Here is a 21,464-nt window from a genome sequence, read left to right on the forward strand (position 1 = left end):
CGGTGCAGTGTGCGAAACCAAAACGTGGTGCGCAATGCGTCAAAAGGCAGCGCATCCGTACGAAAGGAAGCGCTGGTCTGAGTCGGAATTCCATGCGCATTGCGGCACTTGTGAACATGCGGCCTTGCGCCTCTGGAGTCCTTCTCCCGCCGTTCAACCTCATCTGAGCGGCCCCTCGCGGCAGAGTCTTCGCGAAGACAGCTTTGGCTAAAAAGAGGGCCCTTTGCCGAGGCGTTCGCGCGTTATTTACGGAGCGCCGGCCGGTCTGAGATGTATATCCAGCCCGGGGGGGCGACGGCACGATTTAATGTCCGAAGTCTGCTCGCCGTTCAGAATCCAAGCCTTCCTGATAAGGTGCTGTTGAGCCTCTACCATCGTCGCAGAATCGGGCGATTCCCGAACCCGCGTAATCCGCTGACCTTCAACGAGAAGATCTTGCTACGTTGCCTTTCTCCCGATTACCGCTATAGCACACTATCTGACAAGTTAAAGGTACGCGCTTACGTGACGGAAAAGGTCGGAGAAAAATATCTCATTCCGCTCATCGCTGCTCCAACGAAATTTACGGAGAGCGTCTTTGACGATCTCCCGTTATCGTTCGTGATGAAAGCAAATCACGGCTGCGGCTTCGTCAAGATCGTCAAGGACAAAGGCGCAACGTCTTTTGAAGGACTCGACGCGCTGGCGCAGCGTTGGTTATCAACGAATTTCTACGCGACTGCGAGAGAGCGGCATTGCAGCGATATTGATCGGCGGATATTCTTCGAGACGCTTTTGCAAGGACCCGACGGACGAATACCGCCCGACATAAAGATTCATGTTTTCAATCGTGATGCGGAGAATCCCGCAATATTCATCTTGGTCATTTCCGATCGCTTCGAAAAACACCCGCGCGGCGATATTTACGACGCTCAATGGAGTGTTCTAGACATAAGGATGGGCCACTACGAACGCAGTGCGACCCCCGCTCCGCGTCCCGCGAACCTCGACAATCTGCTGACTGTCGCGCGTACCTTGGCGAGCGACTTCGACTTCGTGTGAGTCGACCTTTACGATGTCGACGGGACCGTCTATTTCGGCAAACTTACGTTCACGACGGGAGCGGGATTGTTCCCGCTGACACCAGACAGCGTGGACTATGAGTGGGGTTGTTTAATGTAGACACGTTGCGTTATTGGGGCCTGCATATGCGATGGACCGAACGTCGCGCCCGTCCCGAAAGCAGCCGTCCACATGATATTGCGTCGAACATGCATATTTGTTGCCATCAGGGACCCGCCCAGTCGTGGGTTGGAACGTTCGCGCTCGTTACGGCCATCACCGATTCGTCGCTCCTGCCAATGCGGTACTTGCCCGAAGATGTTGGCGTTCGCCGGGTGCGCCGCGAACTACATTGCATCCTAGTACGTGTTTAATCGCTACCCACGCCTCTGCGTTGGCTAGAGCAAGGTCGTGAATAGTGCCAATGCCAATTGAGCGCATCCACCGCTACAAGCCGTAAGCATGAATCTTGTGATCGGAGCCCGCGACGAAAAGTTGTCCATTGACGACCGTCGGCGACGTGAAGATGCCGCCCGTGACGCGATCTGCAGCGGGCAGGTTGTTGGTAGCCCAAAGTTGTGCGCCACTCCGTGCATCGACTGCGAATACCTCGCTTCCGATGCCGTCGGCGTAATAAACAACGCCGTTCGCGACGATGGGTGAGATTGACGGATTCTGGCCCGCCGAGTTCACGCCCACCGGCAGATTCCAAGCAATCGCGACCGAGCAGTCCGATTGAACCGACAACGCAACTAGGCCGTGCCGGACGATCCCCGAACTCGAATCGACCGGATTCCCAAGATAGATTCGATTGAGCACCGGATCGAATGCCGGCAGGCCGATGAAATTGCCCGCCGGTGTGCTGCGGCCAATCTGAAAAGAATAGATGGGACCGTCGGCAAGCGTGTTGCGGTCGTAGATGTATAGCCTGCCGGTCTTCTGCATCGCGGCCAGCATCGGATGACATGCGGCGGTCTGAAAGAGCAGGGGCGTTGCGCCGAAGTCCACGTCGATGGTGGTCGAGAGCGGCGGCGCATTGGCCGCATCGAGCTTCAGGTCTGTCGTGAGCCTGACGACGTGTTCGGCGTAAGGAGCGTTCTGCGCATCAGGAAACGCGTTCCCGGTGGCGGTGTACACCCATCGACCGTTCGGCGAGATCGATACACCGCCCGGACCCCAGATTCCGCCGCCATCCGGACCGGTCGCGCCCGTCGTGTACCACCTTTGCAGTATCGCGCCGTTCGTCGTCGATACACGCACAATCTGGCCATGATAAGGCCGCACGTCGCATGGGCTGGCGGTGGCGATGTAGATATCGGAGCCGCTCAGCGTCGGACTGCCGAACACAATCGTCTTCGGCGAGGCGTTTGCTGCGTCGAGCAGTTGGACCCACGGCATGACGTCGGCGCCCGTCGACAGGTCAAGCGCATGCAGGAAGCCATAGCCCGTGACCACATATATCCGATTGGTCCTTCGGTCGAGTGTCGGCGTGCCAATCGTGCCCACGAAGCCTTGCGACGCGTTGAAATTGCCGCACCGCGTTTGCACGGTAGGCGCCTGCACGCTCCAGATGACCGCGCCGGTCGCCGCATTCAAGGCGACGATCCGGCCCGACCACGTCGCGGCGTAGACCACATCGGTTGGCTTGCCGTTGATCGAGACTCCCGTAATCAGGGTCGGCTGAGTGGTGATGGGACCGCCTATGTCGGTGGTCCAGTGCGCGTGCAATTGGGATACGTTGCCCGCGTTGAGCACGCGCTCGACCGCGTTATAGCCGGAGCGCTGTCGATCCATTCCGAAGGTCGGCCAGTCCGTTGCGACGGTGAGGGCTGCGGCGCCCGGAATCGTCGACGCCGTATTCCTGCTCAATGCAGGACTGGCGATGTACGGCGGATCCCTCGGAGGCGCACTCCCGTTTCCCGCGCCTTGCGCGAACGCCGTGGTCGCCATCGACAAAACCGACGCGATGCCGAGAAGTACGAAAACGCGATGCGCGCAGTCGATTCGCTTCATGCCACACCTCTCTAGCGAGACAGTACCCGGACGTAACGGTCTGTGAGGATATAGAAGACGGAACTGCGCGCACGAGCGCCACAACTTCATCGTGTCGGCTGTGCGGGACGGTGGATTTTCGCGCGCGACGCCATGCTCGCGCGTCACTTTGTTATAGCAGGTCTGGATGCAATGCGTTTATCGCCGGACCCGCCGATCACCCGCGTTGCAATAACGACAGCTGCATCCTGCTTCCTTCATGTAGTTGAGCAGGCCAAGCCACACGGGGCACGCCGGCGGCTTGCTTGACGCTCTCCGCCTGCATCAGCTAGGGATTTCCGTCGAGGTCCTTGCCCGGAAGGACGAGATTCGCGGCCGTGAGCGGCGCGGCGTGCGGCATGCCCCATGCGTTCGCATGAAACCTTGACACGACGGGCAACACCGAGCCGCGCGTTAATAGACACCCCGCGTCCGGCAGCGAACCGGCGTACGCTTGCAGCACCGTGGAGCGATGAGAATACAGCGCGCCGTTTTGGATTTCCTGTCGTGCTCGAGGTGTAACAAAGGTACGACGCCTGGCGTTCGTCACCTAGCATTGAACCCGAGCGGCGATGCAATCGGTTCTAAGCCCGAGCGTGCGATTGCACGAGGCGCCGCGGATCTTCCAACTGGACTCGCTGTGCGTGCCAGGGAGGCCGTCATGCGCTTTCTAACGATACACCCGCTCCAGAAGCGTGCGCCGGAGTCAGTCAGGGACAGGCATGGACGGCATTATCGAGTGAAGCTCAGGCCGCTGGCCGCCATCGTGCTTGCCAGCTTGACCGTGCCTACCTTCGGCGCGGGCCCGTTGCCCAGCGGCGGAAAGTTCGTCGGGGGCGCGGGCTCGATGGTGACCAATGGCACGACTCTCGCGATTAAACAGACTACGCCGACGGCCGTCATCGACTGGAACAGCTTCTCGATCGGTAAGGCGCACGCGGTGTCCATCGATAACCCGAATGGCGCGACGCTAAACCGCGTGACTGGGCCGGGCATAGCCACCATCGACGGCAAACTCGCAGGCGTCGGCGACGTGTATCTGCTCGATCCGCACGGGGTGGTAGTTGGACGCACCGGTGTCGTGACGACGGGTGGGCGCTTCGTGGCATCGACGCTCAATATCACGAACGACGACTTCATGCGGTATTTTCCCCAGGTGTCGCTAACGGGAAAATCAGATGGAAAGATCGTCAATCTGGGGAAGATTGAGTCGACCGGTAGCGACGTCTTCTTAATCGCAAGTAACAAGGTTGTAAATGCGGGCGAGCTGCGCGCGGACAAAGGTCTCGCGCAACTCGCGGTCGGAGAGAACGTGCTCATTCCGCTTTACGAGCGACTCGGTTACGCTGCGTACATTCAGGTCGGCAGCGGCGGGACTGCGTTGAACGCGGGCGTCATCCGCGCGGCGCAGATCGCGATTGAAGCCGCCGACGGCAACGTATTTGCGCTCGCAGGGCACAACAGGGAACTGCATGCGACTGGCACCGCCAAGCGTGACGGTCATGTGTGGCTCGTCGCGGAGACCGGGAGGGTCCAGGCTAACGGCGCGACGATCAACGCGCAGAAGGGTGCGGGGCCGCCTAGCGAAATAATCATCAGAGCCGACCACCTGAGTATGGGCGATGCGACGGTGCACGCGGATTCGTTAAGCATTACCATCCCCGATCTGACCATCGACTCTGCGCTGGCCCGAACCTTTTCGCACAGTCTGTCTTCCGGTACAGCGGTGAGCGTCGATACGGTGTACCCGTCGGCGCGCACGGGCGACATCGTCGTCGGCGGCGATGTGCGCTGGACAGGTGCAGCGCCGCTCTACTTCCGCGCTCGCCACTCGGTGACGATATCTCCGGGCGTAACCGTCGCCAACGCAGGTAGCGGGACGTTCACCGCTGCGGCTGACGATCTCGCAGCCAATAACGGCGGCAGCGTATTGAACTACGGTGTGATCGAGTGGTGCCGCAGCACCGGTCTCGTTGAGATGTACTACGACCGCAACGGGGCGTATGTCCCGGGTGTGCAGCGCACCAATCCCGCGTGGAGACCGGCACATCTGAGCGGGCTGAAGACCCAGATCACCGGCTATATGCAGATTAACGATTCCGCCGACTTCAGCGCTATCTACGACAACCTCGCCGGCAATTATCGCGTCAATCCCTCTGCTTCCAAGCTCAACAACGGTACGACACTGCCATCCCCCATCGGCAGTGCCGAGCACCCTTTCACCGGACAGTTCGACGGAGGCGGTAGTGTCTTTTCTGTAAGCGTTGACGCGCGCAATACAAATTCCAGCTCGACTACCGGTATGTTTGGCGTCGTCGGCGAGGGGGCGGTGATCCGGAGTTTCGGTCTGGCCAATGGTTCGGTGACAGCGAGCGAAGGCGCGCTCGGGATGATAGCGGGTCGCAACGACGGGCTGATAATCGACGTTGACACATACGGGACTGTGCGCGGAGGCACCACCGCTACTGGAGGCGTGGTGGGTATCAATCGCGGTGTGATGGCGAAAACAAGGAACGATTTCACCACCGTGTCGGGCGGTGCGGCGACCGGCGGTGCAGTGGGCGTCAACGAGGGAATCGTTATTCGTGCTGCATCGGGAGGCGGGTTAGCCGGGGTGACGAGCGAACATGGTCCGGCCGGCGGCGTCGCAGGCGAGAATCGCGGCCACATCGAGCAGTCCTACTACGGCTACCAGCTCGAGGCGCCGACGGTGAGCGCAGGCGGGGCTGTCGGCGGCCTGATCGGCTCGAACTCGGGTTCCATTTCGCAATCGGTCACTAACGCCCGGACCAGCACGACCCTTAGCGGCGCTCCGCTTGGCGGCGTCGCTGGCGTCAACGTCGGCCAGATCGCACCGGACGTCTTCTGGGGTAACGAGGTGGGTAACGCAACGAGCGGTGTCGGTCAGGGCACCATGCTTCCCGCGACGAGTGGCTTGACGAATGCAGGTCTTGGGAAGTCGGCGAGCTACGGGCCCACATGGGACTTCAGTTCAAACGGCGCCTGGGAGCCACCAGAACAGTACGGGTTTCCCCAGCTTCGATATTAGACGGCGACGAACAACCAGCCATAGCCGACAAACGCGTGCCCGGACGTCACTGCTTCAGCGTCGCATCAGATGCCGTCTCATCGTCGCTGTAGAACGAAAGGAGGTAGCGCGCCACAGCGGCTCGGTGATTCTGTAGTCTTCCGTGTTACGTTCGTTATCCCTACATCGACGTTGCACTATGCGAATTCGACCTACGTTTCGGCTTGACCCGGCAAAAGCGTGTCGTCGCGTGAGCTTCATGCGAGTGGGATGTCGCGTTGACTCCCTTAAGCAGCCATCAATGTCTCGCCGTTCTGCGTGACCGTTGTGTCGGCTACGGTAGTCCACTGCGCGGCCGCATTTCCGCGATCGGCATTCGCGCTGCGAAATTCGGCAACCGGCCATCTAGAGCCATTCGGCCGCAATCTGAGGCGGACGTTCGAACGTCCGCCTCATGCAGGTAACGGACCTTTTCTCGACGAGCATGTTCCTCGCGTCATTGGCCATAGAGGCTTTCGTCATACATCGAAATCAAGCTGGATGACCTGGACACCCTCACGGAATAAACAGGTGTCCGACCGCTGCTTGACAAGGGGGTTGTCCCTGCATCTTGCGAGGCGTAGACTTTAATTTGACGTCGGAGATGGCATTCCTCCGTAACCGCCCGCAACGGGCTGATGATGCCTACAGGCCTGGGTATGGCACTGTGGGAGTGCGTCCAACGGCTTCACTTGCCTTAAAAAATGCGCCGTCTCGTTAGCTCGGCGCAAGATCCCAGTTTCCATCACCGTCCGGCTAGTCTTTTAGCGATCCGCGTTGATCGCCTAGGCTGCCCCGCGAACAAGGAAGCATGATGGATCGACGATCTCTCGAATATCGGCCTACAAGCCTCTCTTTACGACATTCCATTCGATCGGGGCGCACGGGTGCGCGCTGCCGGGAGTGTCCTATTGCGCCGCGTGGTGTCGCGTTATCCGGTTCAGCGCCAGCCCGCTAGCGGCATGGCCTGCCGAATCAACGTGGAGGCGACCTGCAGACGGGCTATCGGCCTCGTTGACCTGCCGGGAGCGAATGTAGTTTTCAAACAAGAAGGGGATACGCGTGGTCTTTCACAGCATCCTGTTCGAAAAGCCGGAAGACGGCCCAAGGCGCGACGATGCGCCGGAACCGGTATTCTTCGGCGATCTCAATCTCGACCAGATCGTCTCGGCGGTCACGATCGGGCGGGACGATTACACGCTTAAGCCCTTCTTCCATACCGAGCTGGCGCGCGAGGAAGCGATCACCTACCGGCATGAGGTCATGCAGGACCTCGACAATGTCGCCGTGCTCGACAGCATCAACGCTTTCGCCGTCGGCATGCGCAAGATGCGCCAGCATCTGGCGCAGGCGGAGAAGCTCCACTACCGGCTCCAGAGCGAGTGGTGGCTCCTCGAAGCGATCGCGGTGTATTGCAAGACACTCGAGACTTTTGCGCATGATCTGCCGCTGGCGGCGCCCGTATCAAAAGGTCTGCGTGAGTTTCAGCGAACCTTGAGCGGGTATGTTGCATCAGCTTGCTTTCAATCGCTCATGCACGATGCGATCCATATCAAGGAGAGTCTGGCGGCGATTCGGTATTGCATTCGCATTAAGGGGAGCGCGGTCACGGTGCTTCACTATGATTCAGAAATCGACCAAAGTGCCGACGTGCTGAGGATCTTCGACAAATTCAAGCAAGGGGCGGTCAAAGATCACAGCGCGGAGCTGCGCGACTGGCTGGACATGAACCATGTCGAAGCCCGTGTACTGGATTTCGTCGCGCAACTGCACCCTCAGGTGTTCATCGAACTCGCTGCGTATTGCGTGAACAACGCGGACTATCTCGACGCCACGATCCAGACGTTTGATCGCGAAGTTCAATTTTATCTGGCGTACCGCGACTACATCGGTATCTGCAAATCTGCGGGTTTGAGCTTTTGCTACCCACGCATGTCGTCGACCAGCAAAGCGGTGCACTGCGACGAGATGTTTGATCTCGCTCTCGCACACAAGCTCGCTATCGAAAAGGCACCTGTGATCTGTAACGATTGCCATCTCGATGGCAAAGAACGCCTGATTGTCGTATCGGGACCCAACAACGGTGGGAAAACGACCTTTGCCCGCACCTTCGGCCAACTGCACTACCTGGCGAAGATAGGTTGTCCGGTACCAGGCCGGAACGCCGTGCTTTATCTGTGCGACCGGCTGTTCACGCACTTCGAGCGCGAAGAAAATACGAAAGACCTGCGCGGCAAGCTACAGGACGACCTAATGCGTGTCCATCAGATCCTGGCGCATGCCACGTCACGAAGCGTCATCATCATGAACGAGATATTCAGTTCTACAACGCTGACCGACGCGCTGTTTCTGAGCAAGAAAATCATCGGCGAGATGCTGGAACGCGATGCCTTGTGCGTTTGCGTGACCTTCATCGAAGAACTCGCTCATCTCGACGATCGGGCTGTGAGCATGGTGAGCGAAGTCAAGCCCGACGACCCGGCTTCTCGCACCTTTCGAGTGAGAAGAAGGCCCGCCGATGGCCGGGCCTATGCGGTGTCGGTCGCAGAGCTTTATGGCCTGACCTATGATCATCTGACGGAGCGGCTCGGACTATGAAGGCCTATCTTTTATACCGGGACCGAGACCTGGATATGTGGCAGGAGGTCGTGTGGAATGAGCCAGCACTCGTCCAGGACCTGGAATTGAACACGCTCTATCAGGCCATGGCGCAGGGCGATGCGTTTGTCTACGACGTGACCAAACGGGTGGTCCCGGCGAGCTCTATCAATCTAGGCGAAATTACTTATCGTCAGGCAATCCTTAGCGACTGCATTACGATCGAAGCGGTAGTGAGGCAGCTATACGCTATCGCGATCGAAGGGATCGAAACAAAGCGAAAGTGTTACTACGGGGTGTTTTCTGGGTCACCCAGTTCGGTGCTGCACGGCGCACGAGACTTGATTCAGCAATTCGTGGGTGTCTTGAAGAAGCTACGAGATGTCGCCGACACGCAGGCGGCGCAGTTCAAATCGGAAGGGTTTGCTCAATTTTTCTCGATGATCCAGCGAGAGTTGACGGACGAGTATTTCGTGATAATTCAGCGTTGCCTCAAGGAGATCAGGTTCAACCACGGCGTGCTGATCAGTGCGGGGCTGGGCCAGGGTAACAAAGGAATCCACTACGTGCTCCGGAAACCTCACGAAAAGGATCCCAATCTTCTGAGGCGGTTATTCGCAAAATGGCCGCGCTCGTTGACGTTTCACATCGCGGACCGGGATGAGGCTGGCGCCAGAACCTTGTCAGACCTCGAGGCACGCGGCATCAATCTCGTCGCGAATGCACTTGCCCAGTCCGCCGAACACATCCTCAGCTTTTTTACGATGTTGCGAACGGAACTGGCGTTCTACATCGGATGCGTTAATCTGCATCACGAACTGACGCGGTTGCGCGTGGCCGTCTGCGTTCCTGTTCCATCGGAATGCAATGAAAGGCGGTACGCCTTTGACGGCTTGTACGACGCTAGTCTCGCGCTGCGCGCCAAGCATGCCCCCGTCGGCAACGACGTGGCCGGGGATGGCCGTGACCTCGTTGTCATCACCGGTGCAAATCAAGGCGGCAAGTCGACGTTCCTACGCGGCGTCGGCTTGGCGCAGGTCATGATGCAATGCGGAATGTTTGTTGCGGCGGCGTCGTTTTCCGCGAATGTGTGCGACGGAATCTTTACGCACTACAAGCGCGAAGAAGATGCGTCGATGAAGAGCGGCAAGCTCGATGAGGAACTCAAGCGGATGAGCGAAATCGTCGATCACATTCGCGAACACTCGCTGCTGCTGTGCAACGAGTCATTCGCGGCAACCAACGAGCGCGAGGGTTCCGAGATCGCGCGCCAGATCATCGCGGCGTTGTTGCGAAAGCGTGTAAAAATCGTATTGGTGACGCATCTGTACGCGCTGGCTCACGGACTGCATGAGCAGAAGGCGCCGAGCATGATGTTCCTGAGAGCGGAGCGGCGCGCGGACGGCGAGCGCACATTCAAATTGACGGAGGCTGAACCCTTGCATACCAGCTATGGGGAAGATCTGTACAGGCGAATATTCCTCTCGAAATACGAATGTGAAGAACATGCTGAGCCCATATCCGTCAGCCTGTCGAAAGTTGAATAGTTGAACTCGTAAGGACGCGTATCCCACGCGCAGTGGTCAATCACGAGTGTTACACTTGATTGACGGAGATGGCATTCCTCCCCGAACCGCCAGTCAAGCCGGCTGATGATGCCTACAAGTTCCTGGGTCAGGAAGCTGTAGGCGTGTGATCGCTCGGTCCTGCTGCCCAGATTTGACATCGCTCGAATCGGGTTCATATGCATATCACTATCGCCTCACAAGTCCGCGCATCCACGGTGCGCCGCATCGGACTGCAACGCATTGTCCGACGCCAGCTGCGCACGGCGGGCTCCTCCGGGATGCAACCGGCGCGACTTTGCAGCTGCCCACAAGCGGCGCGCGGGTACGCCTCGTCTTCGTTGCGGCCCAGCACATGGCGCGCTCTGTGTGCAGCTCGCGAGACCCTCCTGCCAATACCACTGTCCCTGCGCATCTCGCTGCGGCGTGCCTGCGCGCAACGGTGGTTCCTGTTTCTCCCTTGAGCCAATCGGAGTTACCCATGAAAGGCAGTCAGCTAACGGTGTTCGCAGCTAACCAGAGCCATCGCAAGAATCACATGACGGTGGTCGACTGGATCCTGGACGAATCGAAGAAGGCCGGTATTCATGGCGCATCGGTGATCGAAGTGACGGAAGCTATTGGCGCACATGGCAAATATCATGCAGCGCGTTTCTTCGAACTGGTCGACCAGCCGGTCGCGGTCACTGTGGCGGCCGAGGATGCGAACGTCGATGCGTTGCTCGACAGCCTCAAGCACGGCGGTGTTCCACTCTTCTATACGCGCTGCCCCGTCGAGTACGAAGTGCTTGGTGCAAAGGGAGGCGCGTAATGGACTTCAATGCTATTCCGACCGGCGAGAACGTACCCCACGAGGTCAACGCCATCATCGAGATCCCCGCGCAAAGCGAGCCCGTGAAGTACGAAGCGGACAAGAAGCTCGGGCTCTTACGCATCGATCGCATCATGAGCGCGGGGATGCGTTATCCGCACAACTACGGCTTTATCCCGCGTACGCTTGCACGCGACGGCGATCCGCTCGACATCATCGTGCTCGCACCGTTCGCGCTCGAGCGCCTGTCGCTCATTGCCTGTCGTCCCGTGGGGCTGCTGAACATGACCGATCAGGCCGGACCCGACGAAAAGGTCATCGCGGTGCCAATCGATTCCGTGTGTCCGGCGACCATGAGCATTCGTGGCTTGGATGACGTAGGGGAATACACGTTGAACCAGCTCAAGTTCTTCTTCGAAAACTACAAGGCGCTCGAACCGGGGAAATGGGTCAAGTTCGAGGGATGGGCCGGTGTCGACGAGGCCTGTGACGCGATTCTCCAGGCAGTGGCCGCGTTTTCTAAGGACGCGTGACACGCGTTTGGTTTAGGCGGACGGGCCGCCGGCCGGACGGTGGTGTCTGAATCGTCCGTGCCCGGCGAAGTCACGCATCCTGTAACGCTTTTCTCTCATCTTTTAATGTCGGCTAGCAAGCCGGCGAGGAGTAGGACAATGGGCACCTCTGCAGCAATCGAGCGCATTTCCGCGGACGAGGTGCTCGATTCCCGGGGCAACCCGACGATCGAAGTCACCGTCGAACTGTTGAGCGGCATACAGGCAAGCGCCGCTGTTCCGTCCGGCGCGTCGACGGGCGAGTTCGAAGCGCGGGAACTGCGCGACGGTGACAGCACTCGCTACGGCGGCAAGGGCGTGCGCGACGCGGTGCGCCATGTCAACGAGTCGATAGCCTCGGCAATACATGGCATGCGAGTGGACGACCAGCGGCTTATTGATGCCACACTGATCGAACTGGATGGCACGCAAGACAAGAGCCGCCTGGGTGCCAATGCAATTCTCGGCGTTTCGCTAGCGTGCGCGAAGGCCGCGGCACAGGCGTACGGTATGCCTCTCTTTCGTTATCTCGGCGGCGCCAATGCGCATGTGCTGCCGGTACCCATGTTCAATGTGCTGAATGGCGGCAAGCATGCGGACAATGGACCCGATATACAGGAGTTCAAGCTGGTTCCGCTTGGCGCCCCGACATTTCGCGAAGCGCTGCGATACGGCGCGGAAACCTATCATGCTTTGCGCGACGTGCTTGCGGAACTGGGTACGGCGACCAATGTAGGGGACGAAGGCGGATTCGTGCCGAAATTGCCTTCGAACACCGCTGCGATGGACGCGATCATGCGCGCAATCGAGCGCGCGGGCTATCGTCCTGGAGACGATATTGCGATCGGTCTGGATCCAGCCGCGTCGTCGTTTTACCACGATGACCGGTATCACCTCACACGGGACGGTTTGACGTTGTCGACGGACGAGATGATTGACTACTGGAAGGACTGGCTTACGCGCTATCCCATTGTTTCGCTCGAAGATCCGCTCGCCGACAGTGATTGGACGGGGTTTGCGAAGTTGACCGCGCAGCTTGGCGAGCGCGTGCAGATCGTCGGCGACGACCTGTTCGTCACCAACCGCAGGTTCTTGAGTCGTGGCATTCGGGAGGGCTGCTGTAACAGCATCCTGATCAAGCTCAATCAAATCGGCACGGTGACTGAAACGCTCGACACCGCGCGACTTGCGCTGACCTCGGGGTACACGTGCCTGGTCTCGCACCGTTCTGGCGAAACGGAGGATACGAGCATCGCAGACCTTGCGGTCGCGCTTAACTGCGGACAAATCAAGTCCGGAGCGCCAGCGCGTGGTGAACGGGTGGCTAAGTACAACCGCTTGCTCGCCATCGAGCGTGGGCTGGGACAGGACGCCGTGTTTGCCGGCAAGGACGCACTCCGTTTGTTTCGGTAAGACCTGCGACACACGTGCGATACCTCTCGTTATTGCTCGCGCGGTATCGCTCGGGCGGTATTGCTCGATATCGCACTGCACAATTGTGCGTCGTTGGCCCCATGGACTAGAATGAATATAGCAGGGGCCCTTGACAGTGTGCTAGCGCGTCGCAGCACCGCACGGCGGACCTCTCACGGCGGGACGCGGCTATTTGCGCTACGGGAGGTGGGTGATGAACGGCTATCAACTGACGTTCTATACCGAGCAAAACCGCAAGCACGGCCACCAGACCGTATGCGAGTGGCTGTTGCACGAGGTTCGCGAACTTGGGATCCGCGGTGCGACCGTCATCAGCTGCGCCGAAGGCATCGGTCATGCGGGTGCGCATCATGCGGCGCACATGCTGAAACTCACCGATCAGCCGCTGCAGATCATTCTTGCTGTGACCGAGGACGAGGCCGATCACATTCTGGACGTCGTGCGTGCCCAAAACGTGCACGTGTTCTATACGCGCTTTCCCATCGAGTTCGGAATCATCGGCGATGATGTCCCGCCTAAGCCGCCGAAGCATTTTTCGCTCTATGGCCGCTCGCCAAGATAGTTGAATGCCGACCTTGCGCACGTCGGCGCGTCATCTATACTCAGGTTTGAATCTGGCGGAGATGGCATTCCTCCCTAACCGCCGCTAGCAGCTTAGCGGCTAATGATGCCTACATGGTCCCCGGGCGCTTCGGGGCCGGTAGGCATTCTTACGCCGGCTCTTCTTGTTTGAGCATCCCGGGCAGATTGTTGCCTACAAGAAAATCAGAATATGGGATGCATCAACGAGTCGCCGTGTTGCACTTGTTCCCTCTTTCGTCACTGCCTTCGTGATCGTATTTGGTCGCGTCATCGTCCAGCGATCCGCACGGGCGTTGAGACGCGTTCACATCGCGATGTGGGCCAGCCCCTTGTTTCAGCGGAGGGCGCATGAGCACGCGCGACGTGGCACTCCAGGTGGCCCAAGTGGTAACCGTCATCGCAGTGTCGCCGCTACTGCAGGGCGTCATCCTGCAATGGGAAGAGCGTGTGCAACGCGCACGCGGCCCTGGCATCTTCCAACCGTATCGGGATCTGTGGAAACTCTTCCACAAGCAACTCGTGGTGCCGGACACCGCCTCGTGGATCTACTGGGCCGCGCCCGTCGTGGCTTTCACCTGCATGCTGACGGTACCGATCCTCATCCCGGTGCTTACTGACTTTCCGCTGCCGCTATCCGACATGGGTGACATCCTGGGCGGCGGCCTCATCCTGACGCTCGGGTCGTTCGCTGTTGTGCTCGCTGGGCTGGATTCAGGTAGCGCTTATGGCGGCATTGGCTCGAGCCGCTCGGTGATGCTTGGCATTCTCGCTGAGCCGACGCTGATCCTTGTGCTGGTCGGCATTACGCTCCTCGCCAAAGCCATGCTGCCGTTCGTCGTGAACCATCTGCTGGTTGCACAACCTTCCGTGTACTGGAGTCCGGCACACCTTTTTCTCGTGTTCGCTTTTTTTGTCTTGCTGCTCGTGGAGACGGACCGTCTGCCGATCCATTCGAGCACGCACATCGAGGTGTACATGATCGAAGAGGCCCGCATCCTCGAGTATTCGGGGGCGCTTCTCGCGCTGCTCAAGTGGGCGTCGATGATGAAGCAGTTCATTCTCTACACCATCTTTTGCAATGTGCTGACGCTGCCTTGGGGACTTTCTCAACGAGGTACGGCCTTGGGTGTACTCGGTGCGGGGATCGGCCTCTTCCTGCGCATGCTGCTGGTTGCACTCGTCGTCGTGCTGGTCGAGACGGCGCAATCCCGCTTGCGCTTCTTCCGCTATCAGGAGCCGCTTGCTGCATCGTTCATGCTGGCGGTGCTTGCGATCGCCGCCAACCAGCTCAGGTGACCCCTTAGATGACCCCCTTAGGTGACACATCATGCTGCTCGCAAACCTGAGTCCGCTTGCCGCATCCCTCTTCAGCCTGCTGGCGATCGGCAGCCTCCTGCTTGCGTTCGTGATGCTGGGTTCGCGCTGGTTGAAAGACTACTTGCTCGCGTTCATGGTCGAGTCGTGGCTGATCGCAACGCTCTCTGGAGCCGTGGGCTACTACGGCAACTATCACGAGCTGTACCTGATTGCGATCCTGACTGCGCTCTTTCGGGGGCTTGTGCTGCCTTATCTGATCTGGCGAATCATTGTTCGGCTGAAAGTCGAGCGTGAGTTGCACGTCATACTGCAGCCGAGCTCAAGCATTGTGCTTGGTGCGCTGCTGGTGCTCTTTGCTTTTGTTGTATCGAACCATCTGGGCAACGCGCTGGGTTTCCGCGGTACGGTCGTCGTGCTGGCGCTCACAGTGATGCTATCGATGAAGCTCATTGGCTTCCTGATGTTGGCGGTGCGCCATGAGGCGATCAGTCAGGTGCTCGGACTCCTGATCCTTGAGAACGGCATTTTCTTGGGCTCCCAGATCCTCGTGCCCGGCATGCCGATGTTGATCGAACTGGTGTTGCTCTTCGATCTGCTTGTCATCGTCGTGAGCTTCGGTGTGCTGGTGCGTTATCTGGTCGAGCATGTCGGTAGCACGAGCAGCCGGGAACTTACACGGCTGGTGGGGTGACCATGATCGAAACGTGGAGCATCGTGATCGTTGTTTCGCCCCTCGTCGCCGCAGCGATTTGCGCCGCGTGCCGGCATGCGCGCATTGCTGAGTATGCGAACCTGATCGCGTCGTTCGTCTGCGTGGTCGCGGCGCTTTCACTGGCGTGCAACGTCGAGGACGGGTATCGCTTTCTGCACGACTACGTCGTGGTCGACGCGCTGGCCTCCTGGACGCTGGTTTGCACCGCGCTCGTGTATTGTCTCGCTTCAATCTATGCCGTTGGCTACATGCGCTTGCTGGCTGAGGAGCGCGAACGGCTGCCGAACTTCTATGCGCTCTTCGCACTGTTCGCGGCAACGATGATCTGCGGACCGATCATGAACAATATCGGTGTCTACTGGATTGCGATCGAACTGACCACGCTCGTCAGCACGTTCCTCATCGGCTTCGAGCGCGGCCGGGAAGCGATCGAAGCGGCGTGGAAATACATCATCGTGGTGTCCGCGGGCATCAGCCTTGCGCTGCTCGGAACCGTGCTTTTCTACTGGGCGGGAAGTCTTGTCATTGGCCCGACCTACGATATGACGTGGGACGCGCTGCGCCATGCAGCCCCGCAGATGAGCCCGGCGCTCACCCAGATGGCGTTCCTGCTCGTGCTGGTGGGCTATGGCACGAAAGCGGGCCTCGCGCCGATGCATACGTGGCTCCCCGACGCACACAGCGAGGGTCCGGCGCCGGTGTCCGCCATGCTCTCCGGTGCGCTTTTGAACACGGCGATGCTTGGCATCGCGCGGTTCCTGACCATCACCGATGCCGCGAGCTCCTCGCTTCTGCCGCGCACGGTGCTGGTTGCGTTCGGCGCGTTTTCGCTGTTTGTCGCCGCACTCTTCATCGTGAAGCAGCAAGGTATCAAGCGGTTGATGGCCTATTCCAGCGTCGAGCATATGGGTGTGCTGGCGCTCGGATTCGGATTCGGTGGCCCGCTCGCGGTCGCCGCCGTGCTGTATCACATGCTCAACCATTCGCTGAACAAGTCGCTCATGTTCTTTGGCGCTGGCAACGTCATGCGCGTATTCGGCACCAAGGAGATGGGCGAAATACGCAACGTGTGGACCCGTTTTCCCGTCACCGGGGCGCTGTGGCTGGCTGGCGCCGTGGCGATTACGGGTGCACCACCGTTCGGCCTGTTTCTGAGCGAACTGACATTGATGCGCGCCGGCATGGCGGGCTCGAACGCGTGGGCCGTGATCGTGATGTTGCTGTTGCTGATTGTTATCTTCATCGGCTTTCTCAATCACTTCAGGGCCATGTACTTTGAAGCAAGGCCGGCGGGCGAGGCACAGGAGATTAATCGTAAGGTGAGCGTGAGCGCCTGGATGACGGTTCCGATGTGGCTCACCCTGGTGCCGGTATTGGTCCTTGGTGTGTGGTGGCCGCAAAACCTTTGGCGCTTCTTTGAACTGGTCGCCGCTGATCTGGGAGGAGTTGCGCGATGAACAACTGCACGCTTACGTCTATAACGCCCGCCGAACTCAACGCGGCCGCTGCCGATCTTCTTGATCATGGGGGGCGGATGCAGGTTGCATACGCGTGGTTTCCGCGACCGGACGCGCCGGAATTGCGGTACATCTCGACCACGCCCGGCCAGCGGGAGTTTACGAGCTGGCGTGTCGATGCAGGCAAAGAACCAGTTGCGAGTCTTGCGGCGAAGTCTCCACTGCTTGGCTGGCACGAGCGCGAGATCATGGAAATGAGCGGCATCGCGTTCGCCGGCCATCCGGAGCCGGAGCGCCTGGTGAGCGCATTTCTGCCGCAGACGGCGCGTGGCCCGCTCGAGCCTGGCGGGGCGGTGCATGCGAGCGCAGCGGGCTCACTTGCAGCACCAATACTGCCGCAAGTGTCCGGCAAGCACGTTCAGTTATTGCCCTTCGGTCCAGTGCGAGCTGATGTGGTCGAGTCGGCCCAGTTCATTTTCTATTACGTCGGCGAAGGCATTCTCCACTATCACCCCAACCTGTTCCTCAAGCATCGCGGGATGGAGAAACAGTTCGAGGGGATCGATATCGAACGAGGCGGTCTGTTGGCCGAGCGTGTGTCGGGCGTGGACACCGTCGCGCACGCGCTTGCGTATGCGCAGGCCGTCGAGGACGCCTCGGGGTGCATCGTGCCGCCTCGCGCACAGTGGCTTCGTGTCATCGCGGCGGAACTCGAGCGTACCTACAACCACTTGCACTACCTCGGCCACTTGTGTCACACGACGACACTGAAGGTTGGTGAGGCCCAGGGCAAGCTGCTGGAGGAGCGTGCGAAGCAAATGAATGCGCTTGCATCGGGTAGCCGGCTATTGCGCAGCATTGTCTGGCCGGGTGGTGTGCGCCGGGATCTGGACGTGGTTGCGGTTCTTAAGGGCATCACGACACTCCGGCGCGAACTAGATAGGTACGCCGATCTCATCGAGCGGACCACCAGCCATCTCGACCGGCTCATTTCTACCGCGCCGCTCAGTCAGCAGCTCGCCTTTGATCAAGGCGCTACCGGGCCGATCGAGCGGGCGTCAGGCATCGATCGTGATCTCAGGCGGGATCATCGGTATGCCGCGTACGGTGAACTGCCGCCCGCTGTCGCGGTCCGCAGCGAGGGCGATGCGTATGCCCGGATGAAGGTGCGTATCGCGGAACTCCAGGCGAGCCTGGAGCTGCTCGATGACGCCATCACGCGCGGCGTTCCGACAGGGCCGCTGCTTGAGCCTTGTCGGCGCGTGCCGAACGCTGAGGGGCTCGGCTGGGCGGAATCGTCGCGTGGCAGCGTGCTCTACGCGCTGCATTTCGACGACCGGTCACGCATTGCGCGCGCGAAGATCAAGTCGCCATCGTTTTCGAACTGGCGGGTTTTTCCCTTCACCGTGCACGACAGCAACATGATGGACTATGCGATCAATGAGGCGAGTTTTGGTTTGATCATTTCGGGTTGTGCACGATAGGACGGAGCGATCATGTCTCTATGGACGTGGTTCGGCTTGACGAGTGGCAGCGCCAGTACCGGCTGGCCACTCAAGGGTGACGCGCATGGTCAGCAAGGCGTGCTCGGCATGCCGCGTTATGACCCGGCCAAATGCCAGGACGGCTGCGATGCGTGCGCACAGTCTTGCGTGACGCACGCCATCACGTTTTCGCCGAAGTTTGGCGAGAATGCGCGGCCCGAGGTGGACTGGGGCCGCTGCATCGTCTGCCAGCTTTGTACTGAAGCGTGTCCGACGGGCGCTTTTTCAGCGTCTGAAGATTGGGCGCTGGGTGTGAAGCAGCGCGACGATCTGGTGTGGGCCGAGGCGCTCGCGTCCGATGCAGCCAGCGACCTCTCGGACCGTACGCGACGACCGTTTCGGCGCAGTCTCCATATCCGGCACGTCGATGCAGGCTCGTGCAATGGCTGCGAATCGGAGTTGCAGGCGTTGAACAATCCGTTTTACAACCTGCATCGGCTCGGCATCTTCTTCACGGCGTCCCCGCGCTCGGCCGATGTCCTGCTCGTCACCGGCCCAGTGACGCACGCGATGCGCGCGCCGCTGCTGCAGACCTATGAAGCGATGCCGGATCCGAAGTGGGTCATCGCGACGGGCACGTGCGCGGTGTCGGGTGGCGTCACGGGCGGCAATTACGCGTGCGGCAACGGGCTCGATGGCGTGCTGCCAGTTGACATCTACCTGCCGGGTTGTCCGCCGAACCCAGCAGCCATCATTCACGCTCTGCTGTTGCTCCTCGGTCGCGAAGAGCAACGGATGCGAGGAGGGCAGCTTGAGCGCTGATCTGATTCTGGCCGCGAGCGCACTGTGGTTCGCCGCCGCCATCCTTTCGCCGCTGCGCACGGTGCGCGTGTTGGTCAGATATGCGCTGACCACCGGTTGCGTGCTGGGTGTCGTTGCTTGTCTGCTTGCTTTGCCCACGGCGACGCCGCGCGTCGACTTTCCGTTCGCGCTCGCATCGCAGCGAATCGCATTCAAGCTTGAGCCCTCGGCGATATGGCTATTGGGCTTTGGTCTGGTACCGGCCACCTTCGCCTGCTGGCTGGGCTCGCCGCTCTCGGGTCGCACAGGGACGTGGTGGATGGGCGCATCGCTGAGCTTGTTGGGCGCGTTGGGCGTGTTCGGCCTGCAAGACGGCATCTCGATGCTCGTCGCCTGGGAGGTGATGAGCCTGGGCGGAGCGGTGATGCTCACAGGCGAGCGCGCACGCGATACCAATGGCAACTCCGTGTTGCTCATGCTCGCGCTGCTTGAGGTGGGGGCCATCGCGCTTGTCCTTGCGATCCTGCTGCTGGACCATGCCGCGGGCGGCGTCAGCTTCGACGCGTTCAGTGCTCATGCTTCCCACGCATCAGAGCTTTTGTCGTGGGTGGCCGGTGTCGCGCTGCTCGTCGGCTTCGGCGCGAAACTGGGCCTCATCCCCTTCTATGAGTGGTTTCCACGTGCGTACTCGAGCGGCAGTGGTGCGACCGGCGTGCTGTTTTCCGGTGTCGTCTTGAACGCTGCCTATTTTGCGTTGAGCCGTGGCTGGAATAGCTGGCTGGGTGTCGCGAGCGATAGCGGCAGCGCATTCGGCCTGGGTGTTGTCGCGATTGCAATCGGCGTGGTCAGCGCGGTGCTGGCGATTTTGTTCGCGTTCCAGCAGGACGACTGGAGAGCGTTGCTCAGCTACTCGTCCGCGGAGAACGCGTCGGTCGCAGTCGCGATGCTCGGCGTGACGCAACTCTTTCGCAGTGACCATCTGGGCGGCCTCGCCGGACTCGCATGGACCGTCGCACTGCTTCACCTCGCCGGCCATTCGCTCGCCAAAGGTGCGCTCTTTCTGGTCGCTGACGGCATCCAGGCGTCGACCGGAAACTACGATATCGTGCCGCGCGCATGGCTCAAGAACAGCGGCTTCATGCTAGGGCTCGGCGCGGTCTTTGCCGTGATGAGCCTCGCGTCCGTTCCGCCGCAAGCGGGGTTCGTCAGTGAATGGTATGCCTTCCAGACGGTGTTTCAAGGCTTTCATCTTTCGGCCTTCACAGGACGCCTCGTGCTCGTGCTAGCCGGAGCGGGCCTCGCGCTCGCGGCAGCGGTGGCGCTCGCTACGTTCGTGAAACTGTTCGGGTTGGGGCTACTGGGCATGCCGGATGTCGAGTACGCACGACCCGTGCCACGACGGAACGCGGCAGTCGTCGGAGTGCTGGGGCTATGCGTGCTTGCCGTGGCCGTCGGTGCACCGCTCTGGCTCAACGCGCTGGCGAGCGGCGCCCAGACGCTGTTCCAAGCCAACAGTCCCCAGGCGATGGTCGCTGGATGGCTGCTGGTACCGTTGACCGACAAGTTCGCTTTTATCTCGCCATCCAAGCTCATCATCGTGATGCCGTTGCTGGCGCTGCTGCCGCTTGCCCTCCTGAGACTCACGAAAGCGCGTCCGGTGCGGCGCACGGCGGTCTGGTTCGGCGGAATAACCCCGAATGGCCGCGAGGCGATGACCACGCCGCTGACATTCTCGAACGCGATGCGCACGTTCTACAGCTTCGTGTATCAACCGACAATGAGCACCGAGCGGGAACACGAACAGCGCGAGTACTTTATCAAGCGGCTGGTTTTTTCCGAGGGCGTGACCGATCTGTTCGAGCGGCATCTGTTCGCGCCCGCAACGCGGATAGTGACGTGGTCCGCCGAGAAGTTGCGTGCATTGCAGTCCGGTAACCTGAATTTCTATCTCGCGCTGATCGGCGGATTGCTTGTCGCGATACTGGCCTTGACGCTGGTATAGATCGCATCAAC

At 60.0% G+C, this 21,464-nt stretch carries 15 protein-coding genes, 1 pseudogene and 3 riboswitches; of the genes and pseudogenes, 14 read left to right on the forward strand and 2 right to left on the reverse strand.

Annotated features, from left to right (window positions below; all coding sequences use genetic code 11):
- Positions 1–270 precede the first annotated feature (270 nt).
- Complete coding sequence (locus QCE48_RS30170) at positions 271–1,041, forward strand: ATP-grasp fold amidoligase family protein (RefSeq protein ID WP_309788471.1); 771 nt, start codon at positions 271–273, stop codon at positions 1,039–1,041.
- 447 nt (positions 1,042–1,488) lie between these two features.
- Here the strand turns inward: QCE48_RS30170 and QCE48_RS30175 are convergent, their stop codons facing one another.
- Complete coding sequence (locus QCE48_RS30175) at positions 1,489–3,201, reverse strand: PQQ-binding-like beta-propeller repeat protein (protein WP_309794408.1); 1,713 nt, start codon at positions 3,199–3,201, stop codon at positions 1,489–1,491.
- Positions 3,202–3,279: 78 nt separating this feature from the next.
- Positions 3,280–3,620, reverse strand: a pseudogene (locus QCE48_RS30180) (AMP-binding protein); the annotation flags it as partial.
- A 191-nt stretch (positions 3,621–3,811) separates the two neighbouring features.
- Between QCE48_RS30180 and QCE48_RS30185 the strand changes: the two are divergent.
- The 13 genes from QCE48_RS30185 to QCE48_RS30245 all read left to right on the forward strand — a co-directional run bounded on the left by QCE48_RS30185 (position 3,812) and on the right by QCE48_RS30245 (position 21,453).
- Positions 3,812–6,121 (forward strand): filamentous hemagglutinin N-terminal domain-containing protein, encoded by a 2,310-nt coding sequence (locus QCE48_RS30185; protein ID WP_309788473.1) that lies wholly within the window; start codon positions 3,812–3,814, stop codon positions 6,119–6,121.
- A 609-nt stretch (positions 6,122–6,730) separates the two neighbouring features.
- Positions 6,731–6,794: riboswitch (Fluoride riboswitch) on the forward strand.
- A 407-nt stretch (positions 6,795–7,201) separates the two neighbouring features.
- Positions 7,202–8,737 (forward strand): MutS-related protein, encoded by a 1,536-nt coding sequence (locus QCE48_RS30190; protein WP_309788474.1) that lies wholly within the window; start codon positions 7,202–7,204, stop codon positions 8,735–8,737.
- On the forward strand, positions 8,734–10,284 hold the full coding sequence (locus QCE48_RS30195) for a MutS-related protein (protein ID WP_309788475.1): 1,551 nt from the start codon (positions 8,734–8,736) through the stop codon (positions 10,282–10,284). The genes QCE48_RS30190 and QCE48_RS30195 overlap by 4 nt, the downstream gene beginning before the upstream one ends.
- Before the next feature lie 55 nt (positions 10,285–10,339).
- Positions 10,340–10,406: riboswitch (Fluoride riboswitch) on the forward strand.
- A 377-nt stretch (positions 10,407–10,783) separates the two neighbouring features.
- Positions 10,784–11,113: a DUF190 domain-containing protein gene (locus QCE48_RS30200; RefSeq protein WP_309788476.1), complete on the forward strand. Its 330-nt coding sequence runs from the start codon at positions 10,784–10,786 to the stop codon at positions 11,111–11,113.
- Complete coding sequence (ppa, locus tag QCE48_RS30205) at positions 11,113–11,646, forward strand: inorganic diphosphatase (protein WP_309788477.1); 534 nt, start codon at positions 11,113–11,115, stop codon at positions 11,644–11,646. Before QCE48_RS30200 ends, ppa begins: the two co-directional genes overlap by 1 nt.
- Before the next feature lie 138 nt (positions 11,647–11,784).
- The gene (eno, locus tag QCE48_RS30210; protein ID WP_309788478.1) at positions 11,785–13,077 is read left to right on the forward strand and encodes a phosphopyruvate hydratase; all 1,293 of its coding nucleotides are present in this window, start codon (positions 11,785–11,787) and stop codon (positions 13,075–13,077) included.
- A 214-nt stretch (positions 13,078–13,291) separates the two neighbouring features.
- Positions 13,292–13,660 (forward strand): DUF190 domain-containing protein, encoded by a 369-nt coding sequence (locus QCE48_RS30215; protein WP_309788479.1) that lies wholly within the window; start codon positions 13,292–13,294, stop codon positions 13,658–13,660.
- Between the two features lie 48 nt (positions 13,661–13,708).
- A riboswitch (Fluoride riboswitch) is annotated at positions 13,709–13,779 on the forward strand.
- 249 nt (positions 13,780–14,028) lie between these two features.
- Positions 14,029–14,976 (forward strand): NADH-quinone oxidoreductase subunit H, encoded by a 948-nt coding sequence (locus QCE48_RS30220; RefSeq protein ID WP_309788480.1) that lies wholly within the window; start codon positions 14,029–14,031, stop codon positions 14,974–14,976.
- 31 nt (positions 14,977–15,007) lie between these two features.
- Positions 15,008–15,688, forward strand: coding sequence for a hydrogenase (locus tag QCE48_RS30225; protein WP_309788481.1), 681 nt, complete (start codon positions 15,008–15,010; stop codon positions 15,686–15,688).
- A 2-nt stretch (positions 15,689–15,690) separates the two neighbouring features.
- Complete coding sequence (locus QCE48_RS30230; RefSeq protein WP_309788482.1) at positions 15,691–17,166, forward strand: hydrogenase 4 subunit F; 1,476 nt, start codon at positions 15,691–15,693, stop codon at positions 17,164–17,166.
- Positions 17,163–18,650: an NADH-quinone oxidoreductase subunit C gene (locus tag QCE48_RS30235; RefSeq protein ID WP_309788483.1), complete on the forward strand. Its 1,488-nt coding sequence runs from the start codon at positions 17,163–17,165 to the stop codon at positions 18,648–18,650. The genes QCE48_RS30230 and QCE48_RS30235 overlap by 4 nt, the downstream gene beginning before the upstream one ends.
- Before the next feature lie 12 nt (positions 18,651–18,662).
- On the forward strand, positions 18,663–19,472 hold the full coding sequence (gene nuoB, locus QCE48_RS30240; RefSeq protein WP_309788484.1) for an NADH-quinone oxidoreductase subunit NuoB: 810 nt from the start codon (positions 18,663–18,665) through the stop codon (positions 19,470–19,472).
- A complete protein-coding gene (locus QCE48_RS30245; RefSeq protein WP_309788485.1) occupies positions 19,462–21,453 on the forward strand; it encodes a proton-conducting transporter membrane subunit in 1,992 nt (663 codons plus the stop codon). The genes nuoB and QCE48_RS30245 overlap by 11 nt, the downstream gene beginning before the upstream one ends.
- The last annotated feature ends 11 nt before the right edge of the window (positions 21,454–21,464 follow it).

It is taken from the genome of Caballeronia sp. LZ024 (assembly GCF_031451455.1).
Lineage (GTDB): Bacteria > Pseudomonadota > Gammaproteobacteria > Burkholderiales > Burkholderiaceae > Caballeronia > Caballeronia telluris.